Genomic DNA, 24,400 nt, shown 5'->3' with positions numbered 1-24,400 from the left:
TGCCGAGCCCTGGGGTGTGTGGCAAAGCCCCTGGCCGGCCTGCGGCGGGACGAGACGACGACCGCCGGACCGCCGCCTGGACTCCGCCGCGGCTCGACCGAGGACTTTGACACACGCCCTAGCATGAGCGCGTGCCGACGAACTTCACCGCCGGGCCGGTCCGTGTCCGGGTTCCCGCGACGAGCGCCAACCTGGGCCCGGGCTTCGACGCGCTGGGTCTCGCCCTCGGGCTCTACGACGACGTGGCCGCCGAGGTCGCGTCGGGCGGGGTCCGGGTGACGGTGACCGGGCAGGGCGCCGGTGAGCTGCCGGCCGACGACCAGCACCTGGTGGTGCGGGCCATGCGGGCCGCGTTCGACGTGCTCGGCGCCCACCCCGAGGGCCTGAGCGTGGAGTGCGTCAACCGGATCCCCCAGGCGCGCGGTCTGGGCTCCTCGTCCGCCGCGATCGTCGCCGGGGTGCTGCTGGCCCGTGCCCTGGTCACCGAGGGGGAGCACCGGCTGGACGACGCGGCCGCGCTCCGGCTGGCCGCCGAGATCGAGGGCCATCCCGACAACGTCGCGCCGTGCCTGCTCGGAGGCTTCACGGTGGCCTGGTCCGAGCCGGGGGGCGCGCGGGCGGTGTCCCTGCCAGTCGCGGACGGGGTCCGGCCCACCGTTTTCGTCCCGGCGGAGCGGGGGCTGACCGCGGCCGCGCGGGCCGCGTTGCCGGCCACCGTGCCGCATCAGGACGCCGCGTTGACCGCGGGGCGGGCGGCGCTGCTGGTGCACGCGCTCACCGCCGACCCGACCCTGTTGCTGCCGGCGACCGTCGACCGGCTCCACCAGGACTATCGCGCACCCGGGATGCCAGGCACATCTTCCCTGGTCAGAGCGTTGCGAGCGGCGGATGTGGCGGCTGTGGTGAGTGGTGCCGGCCCCACCGTGCTGGCGTTCGGCGAGCCTCCGGCGGGCTTCCCGGTGGGAACAGACTGGCAGATTTGGCAGTTACCGATAGACGTCAGCGGTGCGCGGGTGGCTCGGGGTAGACTGGGACACGCCGAGCGGGACCCTGTTGCCGCAGGTCGGAAGAGTTGATTACGCTCTAGACCTAGCACAGCCGCGAAGCACGCGATCTCCTGCGAGGCGGCGCACCCCCGAAGCTACTCGGCGGTCAGCCCGTCACACCCCTGCCAAAGGCCCACGCCGCACCGCAGATTCCACAGGTCGCCGCAGACGGCGAGACCTGCTCACCGACGTTGGTGAGTCGGGATACCGACCGGCTGCTGTGTCACAGACTCCCGCGACGCGTCCTTGCGAGGCGGGTGCACCGAGGCCGCCCGGCCACCTGAGCTCCGACTCCGGGCAGTCCCGGCCTTTATCGAGGGAAGGAATCCATTGAGCGACACCACCGACGTGACGTCGGATGTTTCCAACGTCGCTGGCGATGCCACCGCCGCCGCTCCCGCCCGTCGGCGGCGTAGCGGCACCGGTCTGTCGGCGATGCTGCTGCCAGAGCTGCAGAGCCTGGCTGCGTCGCTCGGCATCTCCGGCACGGCTCGCATGCGCAAGGGCGAGCTGATCGCCGCGATCTCCGAGCGGCAGGGCGGCAACGCCGCCGGGACCCCTCGACCGCGGGCCGAGGTCGCGGCCGCGGCCGCCCCGACCCGCGAGGGGGTGCGTGCCGAGGTGCGGGAGACCGCCGACCGGCCGGCAGCCGAAGGGCGTGGCGCCGAGCCGGCGCCCGCCGAGCCGGCCGCCGAGACCGAAGGCCGCACTCGCACCCGGCGGAGCCGGACCGCGGCAGCGGAGACCCGTCCGACCGAGACCCGTCCGACCGAGGCGCGTCCCGCTGAGGCACGTCCGGCCGAGGCCCGCACCGAAGAGGCGCGTACCGAAGAGGCTGGCACCGGCGAGCGGACCGACCGCGGCGAGAATCGCCGGGACCGGGCCGAGCGTCCGGAGCGCGCCGAGCGCACCGAGCGTCCCGACCGCGCCGAGCGTCCCGACCGGGGCGACCGTGCCGATCGGGGCGAGCGTGCCGACCGGGGCGAGCGCGCCGACCGTGCCGAGCGCAACGACCGGGGCGACCGTGCCGATCGGGGCGAGCGCAACGACCGCGCTGAGCGTTCCGACCGGGGCGAGCGTGCCGAGCGCAACGACCGTCCGGAGCGCAACGACCGCGCTGACCGCAACGACCGCAACGACCGTGGTCAGCGTGTCGAGCGGGACAGCGACGACGATGACGGCGAGGGCGGCGGCCGGCGTGGCCGGCGCAGCCGCTTCCGGGACCGTCGCCGCGGGCGCGGCGAGCGCACCGAGACCGGCACCGACACCGGCGGCCGCGAGCCGCAGGTCAGCGAGGACGATGTGCTCGTCCCGGTGGCCGGCATCATCGACGTGCTCGACAACTACGCCTTCGTCCGGACCACCGGCTACCTGGCCGGCCCGAACGACGTGTACGTCTCGATGTCCCAGATCAAGAAGTACGGCCTGCGCCGCGGTGACGCGATCACCGGTGCGGTGCGGGCGGCCCGCGAGGGCGGCAACAGCGGCGACCAGCGGCGCGACAAGTACAACCCGCTGATGCGGCTGGACACCATCAACGGGATGGAGCCGGAGGAGGCGCGGCGCCGGCCGGAGTTCTACAAGCTCACTCCGCTCTACCCGCAGGAGCGCCTGCGCCTGGAGACCGAGCCGCACATCCTCACCACCCGGGTCATCGACCTGGTCATGCCGATCGGCAAGGGCCAGCGGGCACTCATCCAGTCGCCGCCGAAGGCGGGTAAGACGATGGTGCTGCAGGCGATCGCGAACGCGATCACCCGCAACAACCCGGAGTGCCACCTCATGGTGGTGCTTGTGGACGAGCGGCCCGAAGAGGTCACCGACATGCAGCGGTCGATCAAGGGCGAGGTCATCGCGGCCACGTTCGACCGTCCGCCGCAGGACCACACCACCGTGGCCGAGCTGGCCATCGAGCGGGCCAAGCGCCTGGTCGAGCTTGGCCACGACGTGGTCGTGCTGCTCGACTCGGTGACCCGGCTCGGTCGCTCGTACAATCTGGCGGCTCCGGCCAGCGGCCGGATCATGTCGGGTGGTATCGACTCCACGGCGCTCTACCCGCCGAAGCGTTTCCTCGGCGCGGCCCGCAACATCGAGAACGGCGGGTCGCTGACCATCATCGCCACCGCGCTCGTGGAGACCGGGTCCATGGCGGACACGGTCATCTTCGAGGAGTTCAAGGGCACCGGCAACGCGGAGCTGAAGCTGGACCGGAAGATCGCCGACAAGCGGACCTTCCCGGCCATCGACATCAACCCGTCCGGTACGCGTAAGGAAGAGGTCCTGCTCGCACCCGAGGAGCTGGCCATCATCCACAAGCTCCGGAAGGTGCTGCACTCGCTGGACTCGCAGGCGGCGATGGATCTCCTGCTGGACCGACTCAAGCAGTCCCGCACCAACATCGAGTTCCTGATGCAGATCGCGAAGTCGACGCCGGGGGAGTAACAGGTCCCGGATGACCGACGACGAAGGGGCACGGCCAGCGCGGCCGTGCCCCTTCGTCGTACCCGAGAGGCGGCCCTCAGAGGGCGCCGCCGGCACGCAGGCGCAGACCGAGGTACGGGATTGCGCGTACCCCCGGTGGGTCACGTGGCGGCGGCCCGCCGGGTGGGCGAATGCCCCGTCGGGCGGCGGGAATGCGGTGGGGGGAGCACGTGTTGACGATCCCGGACGAGGTGTGCGGCCCGATTACCGGGTCGGCTCAGGCCCATGGCACACTTGTCAATCGGCCACCGGTTCCGGTTCACGCCCGAGCCCGTCGTGTACGGCGCGACGAGTGATGACGGCGACCCGGCGACCACCAACGAGAGGACCGAGGCGAGATGAAGGCAAACATCCACCCGGAGTACGTGACCACCGAGGTCAGCTGCTCCTGTGGCAACACGTTCACGACCCGCAGCACCGCCAAGGGCGGGGCGATCCACGTCGAGACCTGCAGCGCCTGCCACCCGTTCTACACCGGTAAGCAGCGCGTTCTCGACACCGCCGGCCGGGTCGCGAAGTTCCAGCAGAAGTACGCCAAGGTTCAGGCCAAGAAGGCCAAGTAACTCCTCGTTCGGCGCCCGCGTCCGGTTTCCCACCGGGCGCGGGCGCCGTCCGCGTTGTGCCCTGTTACGCACCCGGCGGCCGGCCTTCGGCCCGACCATGCCGGCATCGCACCGTCGAAGGAGCATCCGCAGCATGAGCAGCGAGCGTCTGGCCGGCCTCCTCGACGAGTACGCGGAGCTGGAGAAGCGGTTGGCCGATCCGGCCATCCACGCCGATCAGGCCACCGCTCGCCGGGTGGGTCGCCGCTACGCGGAGCTGGTGCCGCTGCACAAGGCCGCCGGTGAGCTGGAGCAGGCCCGCGCCGACCTGGCCGCGGCCCGTGAGCTGGCCGCCGAGGACCCGTCCTTCGCGGCCGAGACCGAGGCGATCGCGGCGTCCCTGCCGATGCTGGAGGAGCGCCTCGCCGAGCTGCTCATCCCGCGTGACCCGCACGACGCCAAGGACGTGATCGTCGAGATCAAGGCCGGTGAGGGTGGTGAGGAGTCGGCGCTCTTCGCCGCTGACCTGCTGCGGATGTACACGCGCTACGCCGAGCGGCACGGCTGGGTCACCGAGGTGATCGACGCACAGGACTCCGACCTCGGTGGGGTCAAGGACGTCTCGCTGTCGATCAAGACCAAGGGTGTGCCGGAGGGCGGCAACGGCGTCTGGTCGCGGCTCAAGTGGGAGGGCGGCGTGCACCGGGTGCAGCGCGTCCCGGTCACCGAGTCGCAGGGCCGCATCCACACCAGCGCCGCCGGCGTGCTGGTGCTGCCCGAGGCCGAGGACGTCGACGTCACCATCGACGCCAACGACCTGCGTATCGACGTGTTCCGGTCGTCCGGCCCGGGTGGCCAGTCGGTGAACACCACGGACTCGGCGGTGCGGATCACCCACCTGCCGACCGGCATCGTCGTCTCCTGTCAGAACGAGAAGTCCCAGTTGCAGAACCGGGAGCAGGCGATGCGGATCCTACGGGCCCGGCTGCTCGCCGCCGCCCAGGAGCAGGCCGACGCCGCCGCCTCGGACGCCCGCAAGGCGCAGGTGCGTACCGTGGACCGTTCGGAGCGGATCCGCACCTACAACTTCCCGCAGAACCGGATCAGCGACCACCGGATCGGCTACACGGCGTACAACCTGGATCTGGCGCTCGCCGGCGACCTGGACGGGGTGCTGGACGCGCTCGCCGAGGCCGACCGCGCGGCCCGGCTGGCCGGCGACACCGAACTGACCCGCCGCTGACCGCACCCGGCGGCCATCCGGCCGGACGCGCCGCCGCGGGCGTGCGGGCGATCAGCTCGCGCGTGGGCGGGACTTGGCGCGGAGCATCTCCCGGTCGGCCTGCTCGAAGGCGACGCTGAGCGCGTCCCGCAGCCCGCCGCCGGAGACCTCCGCGAAGCCGATGCTCACCCCGACCGGGGTCCCCGGCACCAGCGACTCCCAGTCTTCGAGTCGGACGGCGGCCTCGATCCGGCGGGCCACCTCGGCGGCCTCGGTCATGCCGGTGTCCGGCAGGACGACCACGAACTCGTCACCGCCGTAGCGGGCCACGAAGTCACCCCGGCGCATCACCCGGTTGATCACCCCGGAGATGCGTTGGAGCACCAGGTCACCGGAGTGGTGCCCGTGACGGGTGTTGACCGCCTTGAAGCCGTCGAGATCGCAGACGCCGATCACCACCCGCTCGCCCCGCCTGACCACCGCGGTGATGTAGCGCTCCAGCCGGCGTCGGTTGGGCAGCCCGGTGAGCGGGTCGGTCAACGCCTCGCCCTCGAACCGTGCCGCCTCGCGGCGCATCTCCTCGTGGTCGATCCGGGCGGCGATGCCGTCGATGTAGACGTCACGCAGCCGGTCGTTGCGCTGGGCGGCGAGCCGGAACGCCAGCCGGTCGGCCCGGTGCGCCGCCGGGTGGTCCCCGGCACAGGCCAGCGCGATGCTGCGCAGACGGGCCGGCTCGGCCGCCCCGAGCGTCTCGTTCGACACGTGGATGGTGTCCAGCCGGGTGACCGCCTCGATCGGACGCCCGTCGGCGACGGCGAGGCACACCTGCCCGAGCTGACGCATGTCGCGGGCGCGGGCGCTGTCCCCGCCGTGGCTGATCAGGCGGGCCGGTTCGGTCTTCCGGTCGGTCTCCAGTTGGTCGCCGAGCGCGGCCTGCCGGGCCGCCGCGTAGCCGTACGCGGCGAGGCTGCTCGGGCGTAGCCGGCCGGCCCGCCCGGAGTGCACGAAGCGGGCCAGGTCGGCGGCCACGTCCCGGAGCACCCGCAGGCAGCCGTCGCTGTCGCCGTTGTGGTCGAGTGCCACGGCGTTGCGCAGTCGGATGCCCGGTGCGGCGAACGTCTCCTCGGGGATCCCGGCGGTGAGCCCGAGCTGCCGGGCCCGCTCGATGGCCCCCAGGGCGTACCCGTGGAAGCTGAGGTAGCTGTACGCCATCGCCAGGTCGTGCCAGCCCCACGCGGTGTCCCGGTCCGGGTCCTCGACGGCCCCCAGCGCCCGGGCGGCTCGGACGAGGTGCGTGACGCAGCGGTCCAGTGCGCCCTGGTGGTGTGCGGCGAGGGCGGCGAGTGCGTTGAGGTGCCCGTGCAGGTACGGCTCGGCGAGATCACGGACGGCCGCCGACGCCTCCTCGATGGCCCGGGTGAACTCCGCCGTCCGACCGAGATTGATCAGCGCGGAGAGGCGCTGCACCATCGCGTCCGCCCGAGCCGCCGGGTCGGTGGTGCTGCGGATCACACGCTCCAGCAGCACGTACGACTCCGCGGAGCGGCTGGCCTCCTGCAACGCGCGGGCGCGCGTGAGGGCATCAACCTGGTCATCGACCCGGTCGAGCCAGCCCACCCGCCAACCTCCTGTCGTGTGCGCCGTCCGCGCACCCGTTGGTCGCGCCGCCCGCGACGCATCATGATTATCGCGTGACCACTCTGCCGCAACACCCCCCCGAAGGGACAGGCCCCGTCCGCCCGTCGGCCGCGGTGGCCCGAGCGGCCCGTGCCCTCGCCGCCGCCGGGGTCGGCTCGGCCCGGGTGGAGGCCGAGGTGCTTGCGGCGTACGTGCTGGGGGTGCCCCGTGGTCGGCTGGCGCTCGCCGACGACCTCAGCGGCGAGCAGGTGGCGCGGCTCGACGGCCTGACGCGTCGGCGTGCCGCGCGCGAGCCGTTGCAGCACCTGACCGGGCGGGCCGGGTTCCGGCACCTCGACCTGGCGGTCGGCCCGGGTGTCTTCGTGCCCCGGCCGGAGACCGAGTTGCTGGCCGGCTGGGGCATCGAGCAGGCCCGGGGGCGGGTCGACCCGGTGGTGGTCGACCTCTGTAGCGGCTCGGGCGCGATCGCGCTGGCGGTGGCACAGGAGGTGCCGGGGGCGCGGGTGATCGCGGTGGAACGGTCCCCGCAGGCGCTGGTCTGGCTGCGGCGCAACGCGGCGGAGCGGGCCGGGGCGGGGGACCGGCCGATCGAGGTGGTCGAGGCCGACGTGACCGCCCCGGACCTGCTGGCGGCGCTGGTGGGCTCGGTGGACGTGCTGCTCTGCAACCCGCCGTACGTGCCCGACGACGTGGTGGTCCCGCCGGAGGTGGCCGGGCACGACCCCGCCGAGGCGGTCTTCGGCGGCGCGGACGGCCTGACGGTGATCCGTCCGGTCGTCGGCCGGGCGGCGGTGCTGCTGCGCGCGGGCGGCGTCTTCGGGGTCGAGCACGACGACACCCACGGCGCGGCGGTCCCCGGCCTGCTGGCCGAGGACTGTGGATTCACCGCCGTCGCGGAGCATCTGGACCTCACCGGACGCCCCCGTTACGCCACCGCGTCCCGACGGGCGGACGGCCAGCACGCCCCGGCCGGGGCGGCGTGGCAGACTGACTCCTCGTGATGCTCTACGACTGCCGGTCGCCCGCCGATCGGGACCGCGGCATCGCCGCGGCGATCGAGGCGGTCAAGAACGGCGAGCTTGTCGTCCTCCCCACCGACACCGTCTACGGGATCGGCGCCGACGCCTTCACCCCGTACGCGGTCAAGGCCCTGCTGGATGCCAAGGGCCGGGATCGGCAGATGCCGCCGCCGGTGCTGATCGGCTCGCGGCACACCCTGGACGGGCTGGTCTTCTCGCTGCCCACCGCCGCACGGGACCTGGTGGAGGCGTTCTGGCCGGGTGCGCTGACGATCGTGGTCGAGCACTCGCCGAGCCTGCAGTGGGACCTGGGTGACAAGACGGGCACGGTGGCGGTGCGGATGCCGCTGCACCCGGTGGCCCTCGAGGTGCTGCGCGAGACCGGCCCGATGGCGGTCTCGTCGGCCAACAAGACCGGTCAGCCCGCCGCGGTGACCGCCGAGGAAGCACGGGACCAGCTCAGCTACTCGGTGCGGGCCTACCTGGAGGCCGGGCCGTGCCCGGACCCGGTGCCCAGCACGATCGTGGATCTGACCGGCGAGGTGCCGCAACTGCTGCGGGCCGGGGCGATCCCGCTGGAGAAACTGCGCGACGTGGTGCCGGACCTCGTCGACGTCCGGGGGGTCTGAGTGCCCCCGTTCACGGTCCTGCACGTCTGCATGGGCAACATCTGCCGCTCCCCGATGGCGGAACGGCTGCTCGCCCTCGCGGTGCGGGAGCGGTTGACCCGGCGCGCGCAGGACCCGACCCAGGCCGACGAGCTGGTGCACAGCCACAGCGCCGGCACGGGTGGTTGGCACGCGGGTGAGGAGATGAACCCGCCGGCGGCCCGGCAGGTCACCGGCCGTGGTGGGGACGTGGAGGGGTTCGCCGCGCGCAAGCTGCGCTCGGACCACATCGACGCCGCCGACCTGGTCCTGACCGCCACGGCCGACCAGCAGGAGTACGTGGTGGCGCTGCGACCGGACGCGGCGGCCCGCACGTTCGTCCTGGGTGAGTTCGGTCGGCTGCTGGCCGCGGTGGACGCCGCCGCGCTGCCGCCGGGCGAGGCGACCCCGGAGGCCGTGTATGCCCGGGGTGTGGCCCTGGTGGCCGCGGCTCACGACGCCCGGGTGGGCGCCTCGGCGCTGCCGACAGACGATCTGGACGACCCGTGGGGTCGTGGTGACCAGTGCTTCAGCCGGGTCGCCGACGAGATCGAGGAGACGGTTCACCCGCTGGCCGGCGCGCTGCTGCCCTGAGCGCGGTGCGAGTTTCCTCCGGGTTTGGGGAAAACCCGGGGCGAAAGGGGCGTTGCGGGTCATTCTGAACGGGTCCTAGCGTGACCGGCTCCTGCGGGGAGAGCTGATGATCCGGGCCCATCTCAACAAACTGCTGACCGTGGTGATCGCCGGCGTACTCGCCGGGTTGGTGCTGGCCGCGGCCGCCCTGCCGGCGGCGCTGGTGTTCGGGATCGGCTTCAGCGCCCTGTCCACGCCGTACTCGGAACTGCCGAACACGCTCCGCACGCCGCCCACCGCCCAGCGTTCCAACCTCTACGCCAACGACGGCACCACCCTGATCACCTCCTTCTACCAGGAGGACCGGGTGGACGTGCCGCTGCACGAGGTGGCCCCGGTGATGCGCCAGGCGATCGTGGCCGCCGAGGACGTCCGGTTCTACCAGCACAGCGGTGTGGACCTGCGAGGCGTGGTACGCGCGTTCACCGTCAACCGGCGCGACGGTCAGACCCGGCAGGGCGCTTCCACGCTGACCATGCAGTACGTCCGCAACGTGCTCAGCAGCGACCCCCGGCTGACCGAGGCGCAGCGCGTGGCGGCCACCGAGGTCACCACCGCCCGCAAACTCCAGGAGATGCGGTACGCGCTCGCGTTGGAACGCGAACTCGACAAGGAGGAGATCCTCACCCGCTACCTCAACATCGCCTACTTCGGCGCCGGGGCGTACGGCATCGCGGCGGCCAGCAAGCGCTACTTCTCCCGGTCTCCCGCCGAGCTGACCCTGGCCCAGGCGGCACTGCTGGCCGGCCTGGTCCGCTCGCCCGACAGCGACGACCCGATTAACGGCGACGCCGACAGCGCGCTGGCGCGGCGGCAGTACGTGTTGGAGCGGCTGGTGGAGTCCGGGCAGGTGCCGGCGGACGCGGCGGCGGCGGCGCGGGCCGAGCCATTGCAGCTACGGCCCAGCGAGACCCCGAACGACTGCACGGCGGTGCCCGAGACGCACAACGACTGGGGGTTCTTCTGCGACTGGTTCACCCGATGGTGGAGCAGCCAGTCCGCGTTCGGGGCGACGGCCGACGAGCGGCAGCGGGCGCTGCGCCGGGGCGGCTTCTCCATCGTGTCGTCGCTGGACCCCGGGGTGCAGCGGGCCACCACCGAGCAGGTGCAGAAGATCTACCAGCCGACCGATGCCGAGACGGTGCCGACCGCTGTGGTGCAACCGGGCACCGGGCGGGTGCTGGCCATGTCGGTGAACCGCGCCTACAGCGTGCGGGACAACCCGGTCGGGCAGAAGAACCGCCCGAACACGGTCAACCAGTTGATCGCCGGCGGCGGTGCGATCGAGGGGTACCAGGGCGGTTCGACGTTCAAGCTCTTCACCATGCTGGCCGCACTGGAGGCGGGCCTGCCGCTGTCGACCGACTTCGTGGCCCCCACCCAGTTGCTCACCCGTTTCCCAGTGACCGGGGAGGCGAGCTGTGACGGCCACTGGTGTCCGACGAACGCCAGCCCGTCGGCGATGGACGGCCCCCGCACCATGTGGAGCGCGTTCGGCCGGTCGGTGAACACGTACTTCGCCTGGCTCACCGAGAAGGTCGGCGCCGACCGGGTGGTGGAGATGGCCGAGCGACTCGGCATCGTGCTCCGGGCCGACGCCGACGCCCGGCTGGCCCGCTACGGCGCGAAGGACTGGGGCCCGTTCACCCTGGGCGTCGCCGCGACCACGCCGCTGGACCTGGCCACCGCGTACGCCACGGTGGCGGCCGAGGGGATCCGGTGCGCGCCGCTGCCGGTGGTGTCGATCACCGATTCGGGCGGCCGGCCGGTCGACGCCGCCAAGCCGGACTGCCGACAGGTGCTCGACGCCGACGTGGCGCGGGCCGCCACCGACGCGGCCCGCTGTCCGGTCGGCGACCAGTCGATGTACGGGCGCTGCGACGGTGCCACCGCACCCGGTCTACGGGCGCGGCTCGGCCGACCGGTGGCGGGCAAGACCGGCAGTTCGGAACGGTACGAGACGGAGACGGTCGTGGCGTTCACACCGCAGCTCGCGGTCGCCTCGATGGCGGCGAACCCGGACGACCCCCGGGACGCGGTCGGGCAGGCCGTCCAGGCGCGAATGGTGGACGCGGTCGGCGAGGTGCTCGCCACCGCCCTGCGCGACCAACCGATCCGCGACTTCGTACCCCCCAGCGAACGCACGGCCTACCAGGTAACCAAAGCCCGCACCGGCAACTGACTCGACAGCGAACCGTACGTAAGAGGCGACAGGGACCAACCTCCACCGTTCCCTTTGCTCTGCACCCGCGGATGCGACGGCTACGTTACGTGACCGGCGCATATCGGGGTGCAGAGCAAAGGGGGCAGGGGTGGGGGTGGTCTGCCGTGCCCCTTCGCCGCGCGACAGGGACCAACCCGACCCGACTGCCGATCAGGGAGTTTGTTCGGCGTTGCGGGCTATGTTGCGGGCCATCCCCCCGAAGACCAGCGCGTGGAAGGGCGCCACCGAGCCCCAGTAGGCGTGTCCGGCCAGGCCGCGGGGCAGGAAGACCGCGCGTTGCTGGTAGCGGCTGCGGCCACCCTCGGCCGGCAGCGCCCGCATCTCCAGCCAGGCCCGTCCGGGCAGCCGCATCTCGGCGCGGAGGCGCAGCAGCTCGCCGGGGACGATCTCCTCGACCCGCCAGAAGTCCAGCGCCTCACCGACCTGGAGGCGGTGCGGGTCCCGTCGGCCGCGCCGCAGCCCGACCCCGCCGACCAGGCGGTCCAGCCAGCCGCGCACCGACCAGGCGAGTGGGAACGAGTACCAGCCGTGTTCGCCGCCGACCCCCTCGATGACCCGCCAGAGCGCGGCGGCCGGCGCGTCCACAGTTCGTTCCCGGACGTCGGTGTAGGCGGTGCCGCCGGACCAGCCCGGGTCGCTGGGCAGTGGCTCGGCCGGCGCGTCCGGGCCGCTCGCGGTCGACCAGCGGGTCTCCACCTGGGCGTCCCGGACCTTGGCGAGCGCCAGCGCCACCGCGTCGTCGAAGCCGGTCAGCCCGCCGGGCGGGTCGGGAACGTACCGGACGATGTCGTGTTCGTGGGCTACCGCCTCGTGGATCAGGCTCTCCACCAGGGGCCGGGCGATCGCGTTCGGCACCGGGGTGATCAGGCCGACCCAGTGTGCGGACAGCGACGGGGTGAGCGGGCGGACCGGCACGATGATCCGCCGGCGCAGCCCGGCCACCCGGGCGTAGCGCTGCATCATCTCGCGGAAGGTCAGCACGTCCGGTCCGCCGATGTCGAAGCCCCGGTTGACCTCCGGCGGCAGGTCGACGCAGCCGGCCAGGTAGCGCAGCACGTCGCGGACCGCGATGGGTTGGATCCGGTTGCGCACCCAGCGGGGGGTGACCATGGCGGGCAGCCGCTCGGTGAGGTAGCGCAGCATCTCGAACGACGCCGAGCCGGACCCGATGATCACCGCGGCCCGGAGCACCGCCGTGGGCACACCGCTGACCAGCAGGATCCGGCCCACCTCGGCGCGGGACCGCAGGTGCGGGGAGGGGACCTCCGCGTCGGACGCCGGCTCCGGACCACCCAGATAGACGATTCGGCGTACGCCGGCCGCGCGGGCCGCCGCCGCGAAGTTCGTCGCCGCCGCCCGGTCGGCCGCCTCGAAGTCGGGCCGGCCGAGCGAGTGCACCAGGAAGTACGCGACGTCCACGTCGGCGAAGGCGGCGGGCAACGTGTCCGGCCGGCTCAGGTCCCCCTCGACGATCTCGGCCGCCGAGGCCCAGGGCACATCGCGCAGCCGGACCGCCTTGCGGGCCAGGCACCGCACGGTGTGACCGTCGGCGAGCAGCAGCGGCGTCAACCGCCCGCCGATGTATCCGGTGGCTCCGGTGACCAGGCATCTCACAGGTCCCAGTGTGCGGCCCCCTAGACTCGTTCGCTGTGGAGACCGAGACGAGCACCTTCTGGGGGCCGGATTTCGCCCAGCTCAGGGCCACCGACCCGGAGATCGCCGGGGTGGTCCTCGGCGAGCTGGACCGGTTGCGGGGTGGCCTGCAGCTCATCGCCAGCGAAAACCTGACCTCGCCGGCGGTGCTTGCCGCGCTCGGTTCGACGCTCACCAACAAGTACGCCGAGGGCTATCCGGGCCGGCGCTACTACGGCGGTTGCGCCGAGGTGGACCGGGCCGAGGAGATCGGCATCGCCCGGGCCAAGGAGCTCTTCGGTGCCGAGCACGCCAACCTCCAGCCGCACTCCGGGGCGAGCGCCAACCTGGCCGCGTACGCCGCGCTGGTGCAGCCGGGGGACACGGTGCTGGCGATGGACCTGCCGCACGGTGGGCACCTCACCCACGGCAGCCGGGTGAACTTCTCCGGCAAGTGGTTCCACCCGGTCGGTTACCCGGTCCGCCCGGACACCGAACTGATCGACTACGACGAGGTACGGGATCTGGCGCGGACGCACCGCCCCAAGCTGATCATCTGTGGCGCGACCGCGTACCCCCGTCTGATCGACTTCGCCCGGTTCCGGGAGATCGCCGACGAGGTCGGGGCGTACCTGATGGTGGACGCCGCGCACTTCATCGGCCTGGTCGCCGGCCGGGCGATCCCGTCCCCGGTGCCGTACGCGGACGTCGTCTGCGCGACCACCCACAAGGTGTTGCGCGGCCCGCGCGGCGGCATGATCCTCTGCCGTGAGTCGCTGGCCCAGCGGATCGACAAGGCGGTCTTCCCGTTCACCCAGGGCGGCCCGCTGATGCACGCCGTCGCGGCCAAGGCGGTCGCGTTGCGCGAGGCCGCCCAGCCCGAGTTCCAGACGTACGCCCGGCAGGTGGTCAGCAACGCCCAGGCGCTCGCGGCCGGGCTGGCCGACGAGGGGATGCGCCCCGTCTCCGGTGGCACCGACACCCATCTCGCCCTGATCGACCTACGGGAGGTGGGGGTGACCGGCGCGGAGGCCGAGCGACGCTGCGACGCCGCGTCGATCACCCTGAACAAGAACGCCATCCCGTACGACCCGCAGCCGCCGATGGTGGCCTCCGGCCTGCGGGTGGGCACCCCGAGCGTGACCACCCAGGGCATGCGGGAGGGGGAGCTGCGGCAGGTGGCCACCCTCATCACCCGCGCGGTACGCGCCGATCCCGGAGCACCGGGCGGCGCCGACGAGTTGACCCGGATCGGGGCCGAGGTGGCCGAGCTGGTCGCGGCGTTTCCGGCGTACCCCCGTGGCTGAGCCCGGGGTGGTCGCGCCCGAGACCGACCGGCGGTGGCGGCTGCGGCACCTGCCGGTCCTGTTGGGCGCGTCGGCGGCGTTGGCGGTGGTCGCCGCGGTGGTGGGCGGGGTGACCGACGGCGCGACGGCCGCGCTCGGCGCGGCGGCCGGCGTGGGCGTGACGGTGCTCAGCTACACCCTCACGACAGTGGTGCTGGCCTGGGCCGACCAGATCAACCCACAGTTGCTGCTGCCGCTGGGGCTGGGCCTGTACGCGGTGAAGTTCACCCTTCTGGGTGTGGTGATGGTGGCGGTGGCCTCGGCCGGTTGGGCCGGATTGATCCCGCTCTGCCTCGGTATCGTCGCCGGGGTGGCAGTGTGGACGGCGGTGCACATCTGGTGGCTGACCACGGTGCACGCTCGCCGACCGCGGGACTGACCTGGCCACGACCCGGCCGTCCCACCTGTCGGACGCGTGGCAACGTGTCGGCCTCCGGTCATTTTGCGACGGGCGGAAGGGGAGTACCGTGCCCACAGACGACGGAGCCCACGAAGTGCCCACACAACGACGGTTGTGCGGGGGGTGAGGCACAGCCTCGTCTTCCCGGCTGATATCGTTCGCCCCGTCATGGCTGGTGACCAAACCCCCCGTCCCGCCGGCGAACCGGACGACATTCCGTCCGGCGCCGGTCAGGGTTGGACTGCGCTCAGCTACCTCATCGGAGGCATGCTCGTGTGGGGTTTCGTCGGCTGGCTGGTCGACCAGTGGCTCGAGACCGGCGGCATCGCCACCGGGATCGGCGTCGTGCTCGGCATGACCGGGGGCATCATCCTGGTCGTCCGCCGACTCGGCACGCCTACTTAGGAAGGGACGCGGTGTTCGGACAGGCGAACGTTCTGGCAGCGGGCCAGGCGGTATTCCCACCCAGCGTGGAAGACTTTTACCTGCCCAGCATCCTGCCCTGGGGCGCGCACGAATCGTACTGGTTCACCAAGATCACGGCGATGGTCTGGATCGCGGTCGGCGTCCTGATCATCTTCTTCCTGGCGACGTACCGGAAGCCGCAGCTCGTGCCGACCAAGAAGCAGTGGCTCGCCGAGTCGATCTACGGTTTCGTGCGGAACAACATCGCGGTCGACATGATCGGGCACGCGGGTGTGCGGTTCGCTCCGTACTTCACTACCCTGTTCTGCTTCATCCTGGTGACGAACCTGTTCGCGATCGTGCCGGTGTTCCAGATCTCTCCGAACTCGCACATCGCGTTCCCGGTGATCCTCACCGCCATCAGCTACGTGATGTTCATCTGGATCGGCATCCGCAAGCACGGCTTCTTCAAGTACTTCAAGTCGGCAATGATCCCGCCGGCTCCGTGGTACATCCTGCCGATCCTGATTCCGATCGAGTTCGCCTCGACCTTCCTCTTCCGGCCGTTCACCCTGGCCGTCCGTCTCTTCGCGAACATGTTCGCGGGTCACATGATCCTGCTGGTCTTCACGCTCGGCGGGTTCGCGATGATCCAGGCGAACGCCTGGCTGGCGCCGGTGTCGGTGCTGTCCTGGGTGATGACCGTGGCGCTCACCTTCCTCGAGTTCCTGGTCATCGTCCTACAGGCATACGTCTTCACGGTGCTGTCCGCGAGCTACGTGCAGGGCTCGCTCGCCGACGGGCACTGATCCACCTCGCACCAACCGTTGTCGTCCCGCGTGACAGTCACGCGTGATTACCAGGAGGAACCACCAATGGACGCTAGCGTTCTCGCCGAAGTAACCGGCAGCACCGCCGCCATCGGCTACGGCCTCGCGGCTATCGGCCCGGGCATCGGCGTCGGCCTGGTCTTCGCCGCCTACATCCAGTCGACCGCCCGCCAGCCGGAGTCGTCCCGGATGACCCTGCCGTACGTCTGGATCGGCTTCGCCGTCATCGAGGCCCTCGCGCTGCTGGGTGTGGCGTTCGGCTTCGTCTGGTCCGGCACCGCCGGCTGATCCAGCCCCTCTGACCGGGAGGTTTCCCATGCACTTCCTTGCCGCCGAGGGTGGTGAGACGGCCCACAACCCGATCGTCCCGCTCTGGCAGGAGCTGATCGTCGGTTCGGTTGCCTTCGCCGTGCTCTGCTTCGTGCTGATGAAGTTCGTCTTCCCCCGCATGGAGCAGACGTTCCAGGCCCGGGTTGACGCGATCGAGGGCGGCATCAAGCGCGCCGAGGCCGCCCAGGCCGAGGCGAACCAGCTGCTCGAGCAGTACCGTGCCCAGCTCGCTGAGGCCCGGACCGACGCCGCCAAGATCCGTGACGACGCGCGGGCCGACGCCGAGGGGATCCGACAGGACATCCTCGCCAAGGCGCGGGAAGAGTCCGACCGGGTCATCCAGGCGGGCAAGGACGCACTCGCCGCCGAGCGGGCCACCATCGTGCGCGAGCTGCGCGCCGAGGTCGGCACCATCGCGGTGGACCTGGCCAGCAAGATCGTTGGCGAGTCGCTGGCCGACGAGGCGCGACGCAAGGGCACCGTCGACCGGTTCCTGAGCGGCCTCGAGAGCACGGGGGCCCGCTGATGCAGGCCGCCAGCCGGGAGTCGTACAAGGTCGCGGCCGAGCGCCTCGACGCGTACGTCCGCGGCGCGGAGCCGTCGGCGGTGACCTCCACCGCCGACGCCATCCTCTCCGTGGCGACCCTGCTGCGGCGTGAGCCGCGGCTGCGTCGGGCGCTCTCCGAGCCGTCCCGGTCCGGCGAGGACCGCGGTGCCCTGCTCGGCGACATGCTGGGCGGGCGGATCGGCGCGGACGCACTCGACCTGCTCGTGTCGCTCGTCGCCGGCCGGTGGTCGGCACCATCGGAGCTGCTCGACGGCGCCGAGCGCCTCGGCGTGGAGGCGCTGCTCGCCAGCGCCGACAAGGCCGGCGAGCTGGGCGAGGTCGAGGACGAGCTGTTCCGCTTCGGTCAGGTCGTGGCCGGTCAGTCGGCGTTGGGCAACACGCTCGCCGACCCGGTCGCCCCGGTCGAGCAGCGGGCCACCCTGGCCCGCGAGCTGCTCGCCGACAAGGCCCGTCCGGTCACCGTCCGCCTCGTCGAGGTCGCACTCGGCGGGTACGGAGGGCGCTCCTTCACCGGCGCGCTCACCCGGCTGGTGGAGCTCGCCGCCGAGCGACGTGACCGGCAGGTGGCGTACGTGACAGTCGCGGCCCCGTTGAGTGACGAGGACGAGCGCCGGCTGGGTGCGAGCCTCAGCGCGATATACGGTCGAGAGGTCTCCGTCAAGCAGACGGTGGACCCCCACGTCCTGGGTGGAGTGAGCGTTCGGGTCGGCTCCGACCTGTACGACGGCACCATCCTGCGTCGCCTCAACGAGACCCGCAACGCGCTCGCGAAGCGCTGAGCGGCCCGCCGCCCAGCAATGCGGTGGCTTCGCCGCCCAGTAGCTGAGCGGCCTCGCCGCCCAGCTTTGGGGTGGCTGGACCGCTCAGCGCCCGGAATGACAGACGCCATTCGGACCGGTCGGTACTAGGTATCCCGGGCCCCTGAATTTTAAGGAAGCAGAGGATGGCCGAGCTGACCATCTCGACGGAGGAGATCCGCGGCGCCCTGGAGCGCTACGTCTCTTCCTACTCGTCCGACGTCTCCCGCGAGGAGGTCGGCACCGTCGCCGACACCGGCGACGGTATCGCCCACGTCGAGGGCCTGCCCTCGACCATGACCAACGAGCTCCTGGAGTTCGAGGACGGCACGCTCGGCGTGGCGTTGAACCTCGACGTCCGGGAGATCGGTGTCGTCGTTCTCGGTGACTCCGCCAAGCTGGAGGAGGGGCAGCGCGTCAAGCGCACCGAGCGGGTTCTCTCCGTTCCGGTCGGCGACGCCTTCCTCGGCCGCGTGGTCGACGCGCTCGGCAAGCCGATCGACGGGCTCGGCGACATCGCCAACGAGGGCTTCCGCGAGCTGGAGCTGCAGGCTCCGAACGTGATGTCCCGCCAGTCGGTGTTCGAGCCGCTACAGACCGGCATCAAGGCCATCGACGCGATGACCCCGATCGGTCGGGGCCAGCGGCAGCTGATCATCGGTGACCGGAAGACCGGTAAGACCACTGTCGCCCTGGACGCGATCCTCAACCAGCGGGACAACTGGCGCACCGGCGACCCGAAGAAGCAGGTCCGCTGCATCTACGTCGCCATCGGTCAGAAGGCCTCCACGATCGCCTCGATCAAGGGCCAGCTGGAAGAGGCCGGCGCGATGGAGTACACGACCATCGTGGCCTCCCCGGCGTCCGACCCGGCCGGCTTCAAGTACCTGGCCCCGTACACCGGCTCGTCCATCGGGCAGCACTGGATGTACGGCGGCAAGCACGTCCTGATCGTCTTCGACGACCTGAGCAAGCAGGCCGAGGCGTACCGGGCCGTGTCGCTGCTGCTGCGTCGCCCGCCGGGCCGTGAGGCGTACCCGGGTGACGTCTTCTACCTGCACTCCCGCCTGCTGGAGCGCTGCGCGAAGCTCTCCGACGAGCTGGGTGGCGGCTCGATGACCGGTCTGCCGATCATCGAGACGAAGGCCAACGACATCTCGGCCTTCATCCCGACCAACGTCATCTCGATCACCGACGGCCAGATCTTCCTGGAGACCGACCTGTTCAACCAGGGCGTTCGTCCGGCGATCAACGTCGGCACCTCGGTCTCCCGGGTCGGTGGCGCCGCGCAGGTGAAGCCGATGCGCAAGGTCGCCGGTTCGCTGCGGCTCAACCTCGCCCAGTACCGCGAGCTGGAGGCGTTCGCCGCCTTCGCCTCCGACCTGGACCGGGCCTCCCGGGCCCAGCTCGACCGCGGTGTACGCCTCGTCGAGCTGCTCAAGCAGCCGAACTACTCGCCGTTCCCGGTCGAGCAGGAGGTCGTCTCGGTCTGGGCCGGTGTCGAGGGCAAGCTGGACGACATCCCGGTGGGCGAGGTCCGTCGCTTCGAGGCGGAGTTCCTCCAGTACCTGCGGCACAAGCACCAGGGCGTGCTGGCCGGGATCGCCGACAACCAGTGGGGCGACGACATCGTCGGCTCCCTGGACGCCGCGATCACCGAGTTCAAGCAGGTCTTCCTCAACAAGGACGACGAGCGCAAGGTCAACGACGCGCCGGCCGCACCGCTTGAGGGCGACGAGAACCGCGAGACGGTGACCCGCTTCCGCGACAGCGCGACCGACCGCCCGGCCGAGAGCTGATCTGATGGCCGCCCAGGTACGCGTTCTTCGTCAACGGATCCGCTCGGCGAAGTCGATGAAGAAGATCACCAAGGCGATGGAGCTCGTGGCGACGAGCCGGATCGCCAAGGCTCAGGCCCGGGTGCAGGCGTCCCTGCCGTACGCCCAGGCCATCACCGGTGTGCTCACGGCGCTGGCGTCCAACGCTCGGATCGACCACCCGCTGCTCACCCCGCGCGAGCGGGTGCGGCGGGCGGGCGTCCTGTTGGTCACCAGTGACCGTGGTCTGGCCGGCGGCTACAGCTCCAACGCGATCAGGATGGCGGAGTCGCTGATCGCGCGGCTCAAGGCGGACGGCAAGGAGCCGGTGCTCTACGTGATCGGGCGTAAGGGCGTCGGGTTCTACCGGTTCCGCAACCGGCCGATCGAGGCGAACTGGACCGGCTTCAGCGAGCAGCCGTCGTTCGAGGACGCCCGTACCGTCGGTGAGACGCTGATCAAGGCGTTCACGGCCGGTGCGGACGACGCCGACGGCAGCGCCGGAGCGGACGGGGTGCTCGGCGTCGACGAGTTGCACATCGTCTACACCGAGTTCCACTCGCTGATGACGCAGAACCCGGTTACCAAGATCATTGGTCCGATGCAGGTGGAGGACCGGCCGCGCTCCGAGGGGTTGCTGCCGGCGTACGAGTTCGAGCCGGAGGCGGAGGCGCTGCTCGACGCGCTCCTGCCGAGGTACATCAACACGCGGATCTACGCGGCGTTGATCGAGTCGGCGGCGAGTGAGTCGGCGGCACGGCGGCGGGCGATGAAGAGCGCCACCGACAACGCCGAAGAGATGATCGAGAAGTACACGCGCGAGATGAACTCGGCTCGCCAGGCCGGGATCACCCAGGAGATCAGCGAGATCGTCGGCGGCGCCAACGCGCTGGCCGCGTCGGGAAGTGAAGTGTGATGACTGCACCAGTAGAGACCAAGACGGCCACGGGTCGCGTGGTCCGGGTCATCGGCCCGGTCGTCGACGCCGAGTTCCCGCGCGACGCCATGCCGCCCCTGTTCAACGCCCTCAACGTCACGGTGAACCTGTCCGGCGGTGAGAAGACGCTGACCCTGGAGGTCGCCCAGCACCTGGGTGACAACCTGGTCCGTGCCATCTCGATGCAGCCGACCGACGGCCTGGTCCGTGGCGCCGAGGTGCGCGACCGCGGCGAGCCGATCACGGTGCCGGTGGGCGACGCGGTCAAGGGCAAGGTGTTCAACGCGATCGGCGAGGTGCTCAACCTCACCGAGGGCGAAACGTTCGAGGCCGACGACCGGTGGGGCATCCACCGCAAGGCCCCGGCCTTCGCGGACCTGGAGCCGAAGACCGAGATGCTGGAGACCGGCATCAAGGTCATCGACCTGCTCGCCCCGTACGTCAAGGGCGGCAAGATCGGCCTGTTCGGCGGCGCGGGCGTGGGCAAGACGGTGCTCATCCAGGAGATGATCACCCGGGTTGCCCGCAACTTCGGTGGTACCTCGGTGTTCGCCGGCGTGGGTGAGCGCACCCGTGAGGGCAACGACCTCATCGCCGAGATGACCGAGTCCGGCGTCATCGACAAGACCGCGCTTGTCTACGGCCAGATGGACGAGCCGCCGGGCACCCGGCTGCGGGTGGCGCTCTCCGCGCTGACCATGGCGGAGTACTTCCGGGACGTGAAGAAGCAGGAGGTGCTGCTCTTCATCGACAACATCTTCCGCTTCACGCAGGCCGGTTCCGAGGTGTCCACCCTGCTCGGCCGTATGCCGAGCGCCGTGGGTTACCAGCCGACCCTGGCCGACGAGATGGGCGAGCTCCAGGAGCGGATCACCTCCGTCCGGGGCCAGGCCATCACCTCCATGCAGGCGATCTACGTGCCGGCGGACGACTACACCGACCCCGCCCCGGCCACCACGTTCGCCCACCTGGACGCGACCACCAACCTGGAGCGGTCGATCTCCGACAAGGGCATCTACCCGGCCGTGGACCCGCTGGCGTCCTCGTCCCGGATCCTCGCCCCGGAGTTCGTCGGCAACGAGCACTTCCAGGTCGCCACCGAGGTGAAGCGGATCCTGCAGCGCTACCGCGACCTGCAGGACATCATCGCCATCCTCGGTATCGAGGAGCTCTCCGAGGAAGACAAGATCACCGTGGCGCGGGCCCGGCGGATCGAGCGCTTCCTCTCGCAGAACACCTACGCGGCGGAGCAGTTCACCGGCGTACCGGGCTCGACGGTCCCGATCAAGGAGACCATCGAGGCGTTCCGGAAGATCAGCGAGGGTGAGTACGATCACTTCCCCGAGCAGGCGTTCTTCATGTGCGGCGGTCTCGAGGACCTGGAGCGCAAGGCTGAGGAGCTGATGAAGGGCTGACAAGCCCCGATTCGACCCGTAACAAAAAGACTGCCCCGGCAATGCCGGGGCAGTCTTTTGTTCACCTTCGCGCCTTACCATCGTCGCGGTCCGTTACTCGGGGTCGTTCGTTCCGTGCACCCGAGATACGGTCGATCCGCACGCTCACCCGAACGAGCGTTTGATCTTCGAACCTTTCGACGAGGTGCGCCCGTCTTCCCTCGTGTGGGCGTAACGAACGGAGCTGCTCGTGGGTAAGGCCGGCAAGCGTGGCCGCAAGTCGTCCGTCTGGCGGGGCGTCCCGCGCTGGGCCAGGCTCTGCACCGTGTTCGGCACCGTGCTGGTCGTGCTCAGCGGTGCGGTGCTTGTCGGCGCGGAGGTCCTGATGGCCCGCTACGAGGGCGCGGTCGGCAAGGCGGACCTCTTCGGCGACCAGGCCGCCGGCGCCCAGCCGAAGAAGAGCGACATCAAGGGCCCCCTCAACATCCTGCTCGTCGGCATCGACCCGCGTACGCCGACGGCCGCGCCGCTGGCCGACTCGATCATGGTGTTGCACGTGCCGGCGTCGATGGACCGGGCCTACCTGTTCTCTCTGCCGCGCGACCTCTACGTGCCGATCCCGGCGTTCAAGAGAGCCGACTTCCCCGGCGAGACCACGAAGATCAACGCTGCGATGTCGTTCGGCAGCCAGGTGCCGGGAGGAAACCCCGACGCGGCCCGCGGCTTCGAGCTGCTGGCCACCACCGTGCAGAACGTGACGGGCATCAAGCGGTTCGACGCCGGCGCCATCATCAACTTCTCCGGCTTCCAGAAGATCGTCGACGCCATGGGCGGCGTCGACATGTACATCGAGCGCGACGTCAAGTCCGAGCACAAGCAGCCCGACGGTAAGCCGCGGCCGGGCAAGACCTACGGCGAGGGCTACGTCGGCCCGCAGGCGGTCTACAAGAAGGGCAACCAACACCTCAGCGGGTGGCAGGCCCTCGACTATGTCCGGCAGCGCTACCCGAAGAACGGCGTCCCGGACTCCGACTACGGCCGGCAGCGCCACCAGCAGCAGTTCGTCAAGGCCATGGTCGGCCAGGCGTTCAGCGCCGACGTCGTGGCCAACCCGCTCAAGTTGGACAAGGTGCTCCGTGCCGCCGGCCAGTCGCTGATCTTCAACGGTCGGGGGAGCAGCGTTGTCGACTTCGGGCTCGCCCTGAAGGACATCCGCCCCAACACCATCCAAATGATCAAGCTTGCCGGTGGTGGACTCACGAACAGCAGAGGCGCCTATCTCGGCGAGCAGTTCCAGCCGGAAGTTGCGGACTTCTTCACCGCCCTGCACAGCGAGCAGCTCGATCCCTTCCTGCTGGAGCATCCGGACTTCGTCAACAAGACCAAGTAGTCGTGACGCGGTTCTCGCCACCCGCGTTGGGAGCGCCCGCGCGTCAGGCTAGACTTTCGACAATCCGTCGCCGCAGCAAGGAGACAGCGTGGCAAAGCAGCTTCACGTCGAGCTCGTCGCCGTCGAGGAGAAGGTCTGGTCCGGTGACGCCGAGATGCTCGTCGCCCGGACGACCGAAGGCGAGCTCGGTGTCCTGCCGGGACACGCGCCGCTGCTCGGCCAGCTCGCGGAGCCCGGTCAGGTCCGCATCAAGCTCGCCGGCGGTGAGCAGGTCTCCTACGAGGTGGCCGGCGGCTTCCTCTCGGTGAGCGCCGACGGCGTCATCGTGCTGGCCGAGAGCGCAACCCCGGTCTCCGCGCAGAGCCGCTGAGCCACACCGGGGATGGACATCGTCGAAGGAATCGGGATCGGCGTTGTCGTCATCCTCGGCGCGCTTCTCACCCTCTTCGTCCGACGAGCACTCGTCACCCGCAGCGGTGGCATCATCCGGCTCAGCGTCCGAGTCACCACCATGCTCGACGGCCGTGGCTGGTCGCCCGGCTTCGGCCGGTTCGCCGGTGACGAGCTGCGGTGGTACAGGATGTTCAGCTTCGCGATCCGGCCCAAGCGGGTTCTCTCCCGCAAGGGGCTGGCGGTCGAGCGCCGCCGACTGCCGGAGGGTCAGGAACGGCTCTCCATGCCGGCCGACTGGGTGATCCTCCGCTGTACCAGTCACCACGCACCGGTGGAGATCGCCATGGCGCGGTCGACCGTGACCGGTTTCCTGTCTTGGCTCGAGGCCGCCCCTCCGGGGGCGGTCTCGCCGCGTATGGCCTCCCAGGATTGGCCGGCTGCCTGAGCTGTGCTTGGGGTTGCCTGAGTTGTGCTTGGGGTTTCCGGGGGAACCCACCCGGCTCCGGGCGGTCAGGCTTGATCCCTGCGCCGGGCGGGCTCCCCCGGAAACCCGTTCTTGTCGCTGTGCGTCGGTCTGGCGCGGTTTCTCAACACCTGCCGTTGCCGATGCAGCCGAGTCCCGCCCTCCCGGCTGTCGGGGCTGGTTGATCGACTCGGTTTTCTTGATGTCGGGGTGTCCTGGTAGCTGAAACACCCCGACATCATGAAA

At 70.8% G+C, this 24,400-nt stretch carries 23 protein-coding genes; 21 read left to right on the top strand and 2 right to left on the bottom strand.

Translation table 11 applies throughout. From position 1 onward, the window contains the following. Positions 1-131 precede the first annotated feature (131 nt). The 4 genes from thrB (at position 132) to prfA (ending at position 5,312) form a co-directional block, all read left to right on the top strand. A complete protein-coding gene (thrB, locus tag ACGFIW_RS11770) occupies positions 132-1,076 on the top strand; it encodes a homoserine kinase (protein ID WP_393313320.1) in 945 nt (314 codons plus the stop codon). Positions 1,077-1,376: 300 nt separating this feature from the next. Next, the gene (rho, locus tag ACGFIW_RS11765) at positions 1,377-3,488 is read left to right on the top strand and encodes a transcription termination factor Rho (RefSeq protein ID WP_393313318.1); all 2,112 of its coding nucleotides are present in this window, start codon (positions 1,377-1,379) and stop codon (positions 3,486-3,488) included. Positions 3,489-3,865: 377 nt separating this feature from the next. Further along, positions 3,866-4,090, top strand: a complete 225-nt coding sequence (gene rpmE / locus ACGFIW_RS11760) for a 50S ribosomal protein L31 (protein WP_007464546.1) — start codon at positions 3,866-3,868, stop codon at positions 4,088-4,090. Between the two features lie 133 nt (positions 4,091-4,223). After that, positions 4,224-5,312, top strand: coding sequence for a peptide chain release factor 1 (gene prfA, locus ACGFIW_RS11755; protein ID WP_393313315.1), 1,089 nt, complete (start codon positions 4,224-4,226; stop codon positions 5,310-5,312). A 51-nt stretch (positions 5,313-5,363) separates the two neighbouring features. Here the strand turns inward: prfA and ACGFIW_RS11750 are convergent, their stop codons facing one another. After that, positions 5,364-6,908 (bottom strand): diguanylate cyclase domain-containing protein, encoded by a 1,545-nt coding sequence (locus tag ACGFIW_RS11750; protein WP_393313312.1) that lies wholly within the window; start codon positions 6,906-6,908, stop codon positions 5,364-5,366. A gap of 74 nt (positions 6,909-6,982) precedes the next feature. Between ACGFIW_RS11750 and prmC the strand changes: the two genes are divergently transcribed. From prmC to ACGFIW_RS11730, 4 genes are all read left to right on the top strand, one after another. Continuing rightward, positions 6,983-7,930 carry a peptide chain release factor N(5)-glutamine methyltransferase gene (gene prmC, locus ACGFIW_RS11745; protein ID WP_393313310.1) on the top strand — a complete coding sequence of 316 codons (948 nt, stop codon included), beginning with the start codon at positions 6,983-6,985 and terminating at the stop codon, positions 7,928-7,930. Beyond that, on the top strand, positions 7,930-8,577 hold the full coding sequence (locus tag ACGFIW_RS11740) for an L-threonylcarbamoyladenylate synthase (RefSeq protein WP_357067216.1): 648 nt from the start codon (positions 7,930-7,932) through the stop codon (positions 8,575-8,577). Before prmC ends, ACGFIW_RS11740 begins: the two co-directional genes overlap by 1 nt. Beyond that, a complete protein-coding gene (locus tag ACGFIW_RS11735; protein WP_393313307.1) occupies positions 8,578-9,189 on the top strand; it encodes a phosphotyrosine protein phosphatase in 612 nt (203 codons plus the stop codon). A 106-nt stretch (positions 9,190-9,295) separates the two neighbouring features. Then, positions 9,296-11,410 carry a transglycosylase domain-containing protein gene (locus ACGFIW_RS11730; protein WP_393313305.1) on the top strand — a complete coding sequence of 705 codons (2,115 nt, stop codon included), beginning with the start codon at positions 9,296-9,298 and terminating at the stop codon, positions 11,408-11,410. Between the two features lie 192 nt (positions 11,411-11,602). On the opposite strand, the gene ACGFIW_RS11725 is transcribed toward ACGFIW_RS11730, so the two are convergent. Then, entirely contained in the window at positions 11,603-13,066 is a 1,464-nt protein-coding gene (locus ACGFIW_RS11725) for an SDR family oxidoreductase (RefSeq protein ID WP_393313302.1), read from the bottom strand. Positions 13,067-13,101: 35 nt separating this feature from the next. Here ACGFIW_RS11725 and glyA point away from each other — a divergent pair, with 35 nt between their 5' ends. From glyA to ACGFIW_RS11660, 13 genes are all read left to right on the top strand, one after another. Beyond that, complete coding sequence (gene glyA / locus ACGFIW_RS11720) at positions 13,102-14,391, top strand: serine hydroxymethyltransferase (RefSeq protein WP_393313299.1); 1,290 nt, start codon at positions 13,102-13,104, stop codon at positions 14,389-14,391. Beyond that, positions 14,384-14,809, top strand: a complete 426-nt coding sequence (locus tag ACGFIW_RS11715) for a hypothetical protein (RefSeq protein ID WP_393313296.1) — start codon at positions 14,384-14,386, stop codon at positions 14,807-14,809. The genes glyA and ACGFIW_RS11715 overlap by 8 nt, the downstream gene beginning before the upstream one ends. Positions 14,810-14,998: 189 nt before the next feature. Then, positions 14,999-15,235 (top strand): hypothetical protein, encoded by a 237-nt coding sequence (locus ACGFIW_RS11710; RefSeq protein WP_357066874.1) that lies wholly within the window; start codon positions 14,999-15,001, stop codon positions 15,233-15,235. An 11-nt stretch (positions 15,236-15,246) separates the two neighbouring features. Further along, positions 15,247-16,044 carry a F0F1 ATP synthase subunit A gene (gene atpB / locus ACGFIW_RS11705; protein WP_393313294.1) on the top strand — a complete coding sequence of 266 codons (798 nt, stop codon included), beginning with the start codon at positions 15,247-15,249 and terminating at the stop codon, positions 16,042-16,044. A gap of 66 nt (positions 16,045-16,110) precedes the next feature. Next, a complete protein-coding gene (locus tag ACGFIW_RS11700; protein WP_357066878.1) occupies positions 16,111-16,353 on the top strand; it encodes an ATP synthase F0 subunit C in 243 nt (80 codons plus the stop codon). Between the two features lie 28 nt (positions 16,354-16,381). Further along, complete coding sequence (locus ACGFIW_RS11695) at positions 16,382-16,921, top strand: F0F1 ATP synthase subunit B (RefSeq protein WP_393313291.1); 540 nt, start codon at positions 16,382-16,384, stop codon at positions 16,919-16,921. Further along, the gene (locus ACGFIW_RS11690; protein WP_393313288.1) at positions 16,921-17,742 is read left to right on the top strand and encodes a F0F1 ATP synthase subunit delta; all 822 of its coding nucleotides are present in this window, start codon (positions 16,921-16,923) and stop codon (positions 17,740-17,742) included. Before ACGFIW_RS11695 ends, ACGFIW_RS11690 begins: the two co-directional genes overlap by 1 nt. 164 nt (positions 17,743-17,906) lie before the next feature. Next, positions 17,907-19,559, top strand: a complete 1,653-nt coding sequence (atpA, locus tag ACGFIW_RS11685; protein WP_393313285.1) for a F0F1 ATP synthase subunit alpha — start codon at positions 17,907-17,909, stop codon at positions 19,557-19,559. 4 nt (positions 19,560-19,563) lie between these two features. Next, positions 19,564-20,493 (top strand): F0F1 ATP synthase subunit gamma, encoded by a 930-nt coding sequence (locus ACGFIW_RS11680; RefSeq protein ID WP_357554875.1) that lies wholly within the window; start codon positions 19,564-19,566, stop codon positions 20,491-20,493. Further along, entirely contained in the window at positions 20,493-21,929 is a 1,437-nt protein-coding gene (atpD, locus tag ACGFIW_RS11675; RefSeq protein WP_393313282.1) for a F0F1 ATP synthase subunit beta, read from the top strand. The genes ACGFIW_RS11680 and atpD overlap by 1 nt, the downstream gene beginning before the upstream one ends. A 223-nt stretch (positions 21,930-22,152) precedes the next feature. After that, positions 22,153-23,298, top strand: a complete 1,146-nt coding sequence (locus ACGFIW_RS11670) for an LCP family protein (protein WP_393314024.1) — start codon at positions 22,153-22,155, stop codon at positions 23,296-23,298. Positions 23,299-23,386: 88 nt separating this feature from the next. After that, positions 23,387-23,668, top strand: a complete 282-nt coding sequence (locus ACGFIW_RS11665) for a F0F1 ATP synthase subunit epsilon (protein ID WP_357066889.1) — start codon at positions 23,387-23,389, stop codon at positions 23,666-23,668. A 12-nt stretch (positions 23,669-23,680) separates the two neighbouring features. Next, positions 23,681-24,136 carry a DUF2550 domain-containing protein gene (locus ACGFIW_RS11660; RefSeq protein ID WP_357246350.1) on the top strand — a complete coding sequence of 152 codons (456 nt, stop codon included), beginning with the start codon at positions 23,681-23,683 and terminating at the stop codon, positions 24,134-24,136. Positions 24,137-24,400 lie beyond the last annotated feature (264 nt).

The sequence above is a fragment of the Micromonospora sp. NPDC048935 genome, from assembly GCF_043197875.1.
GTDB lineage: Bacteria > Actinomycetota > Actinomycetes > Mycobacteriales > Micromonosporaceae > Micromonospora.
This window is presented reverse-complemented; position numbering and strand designations above follow the sequence as displayed.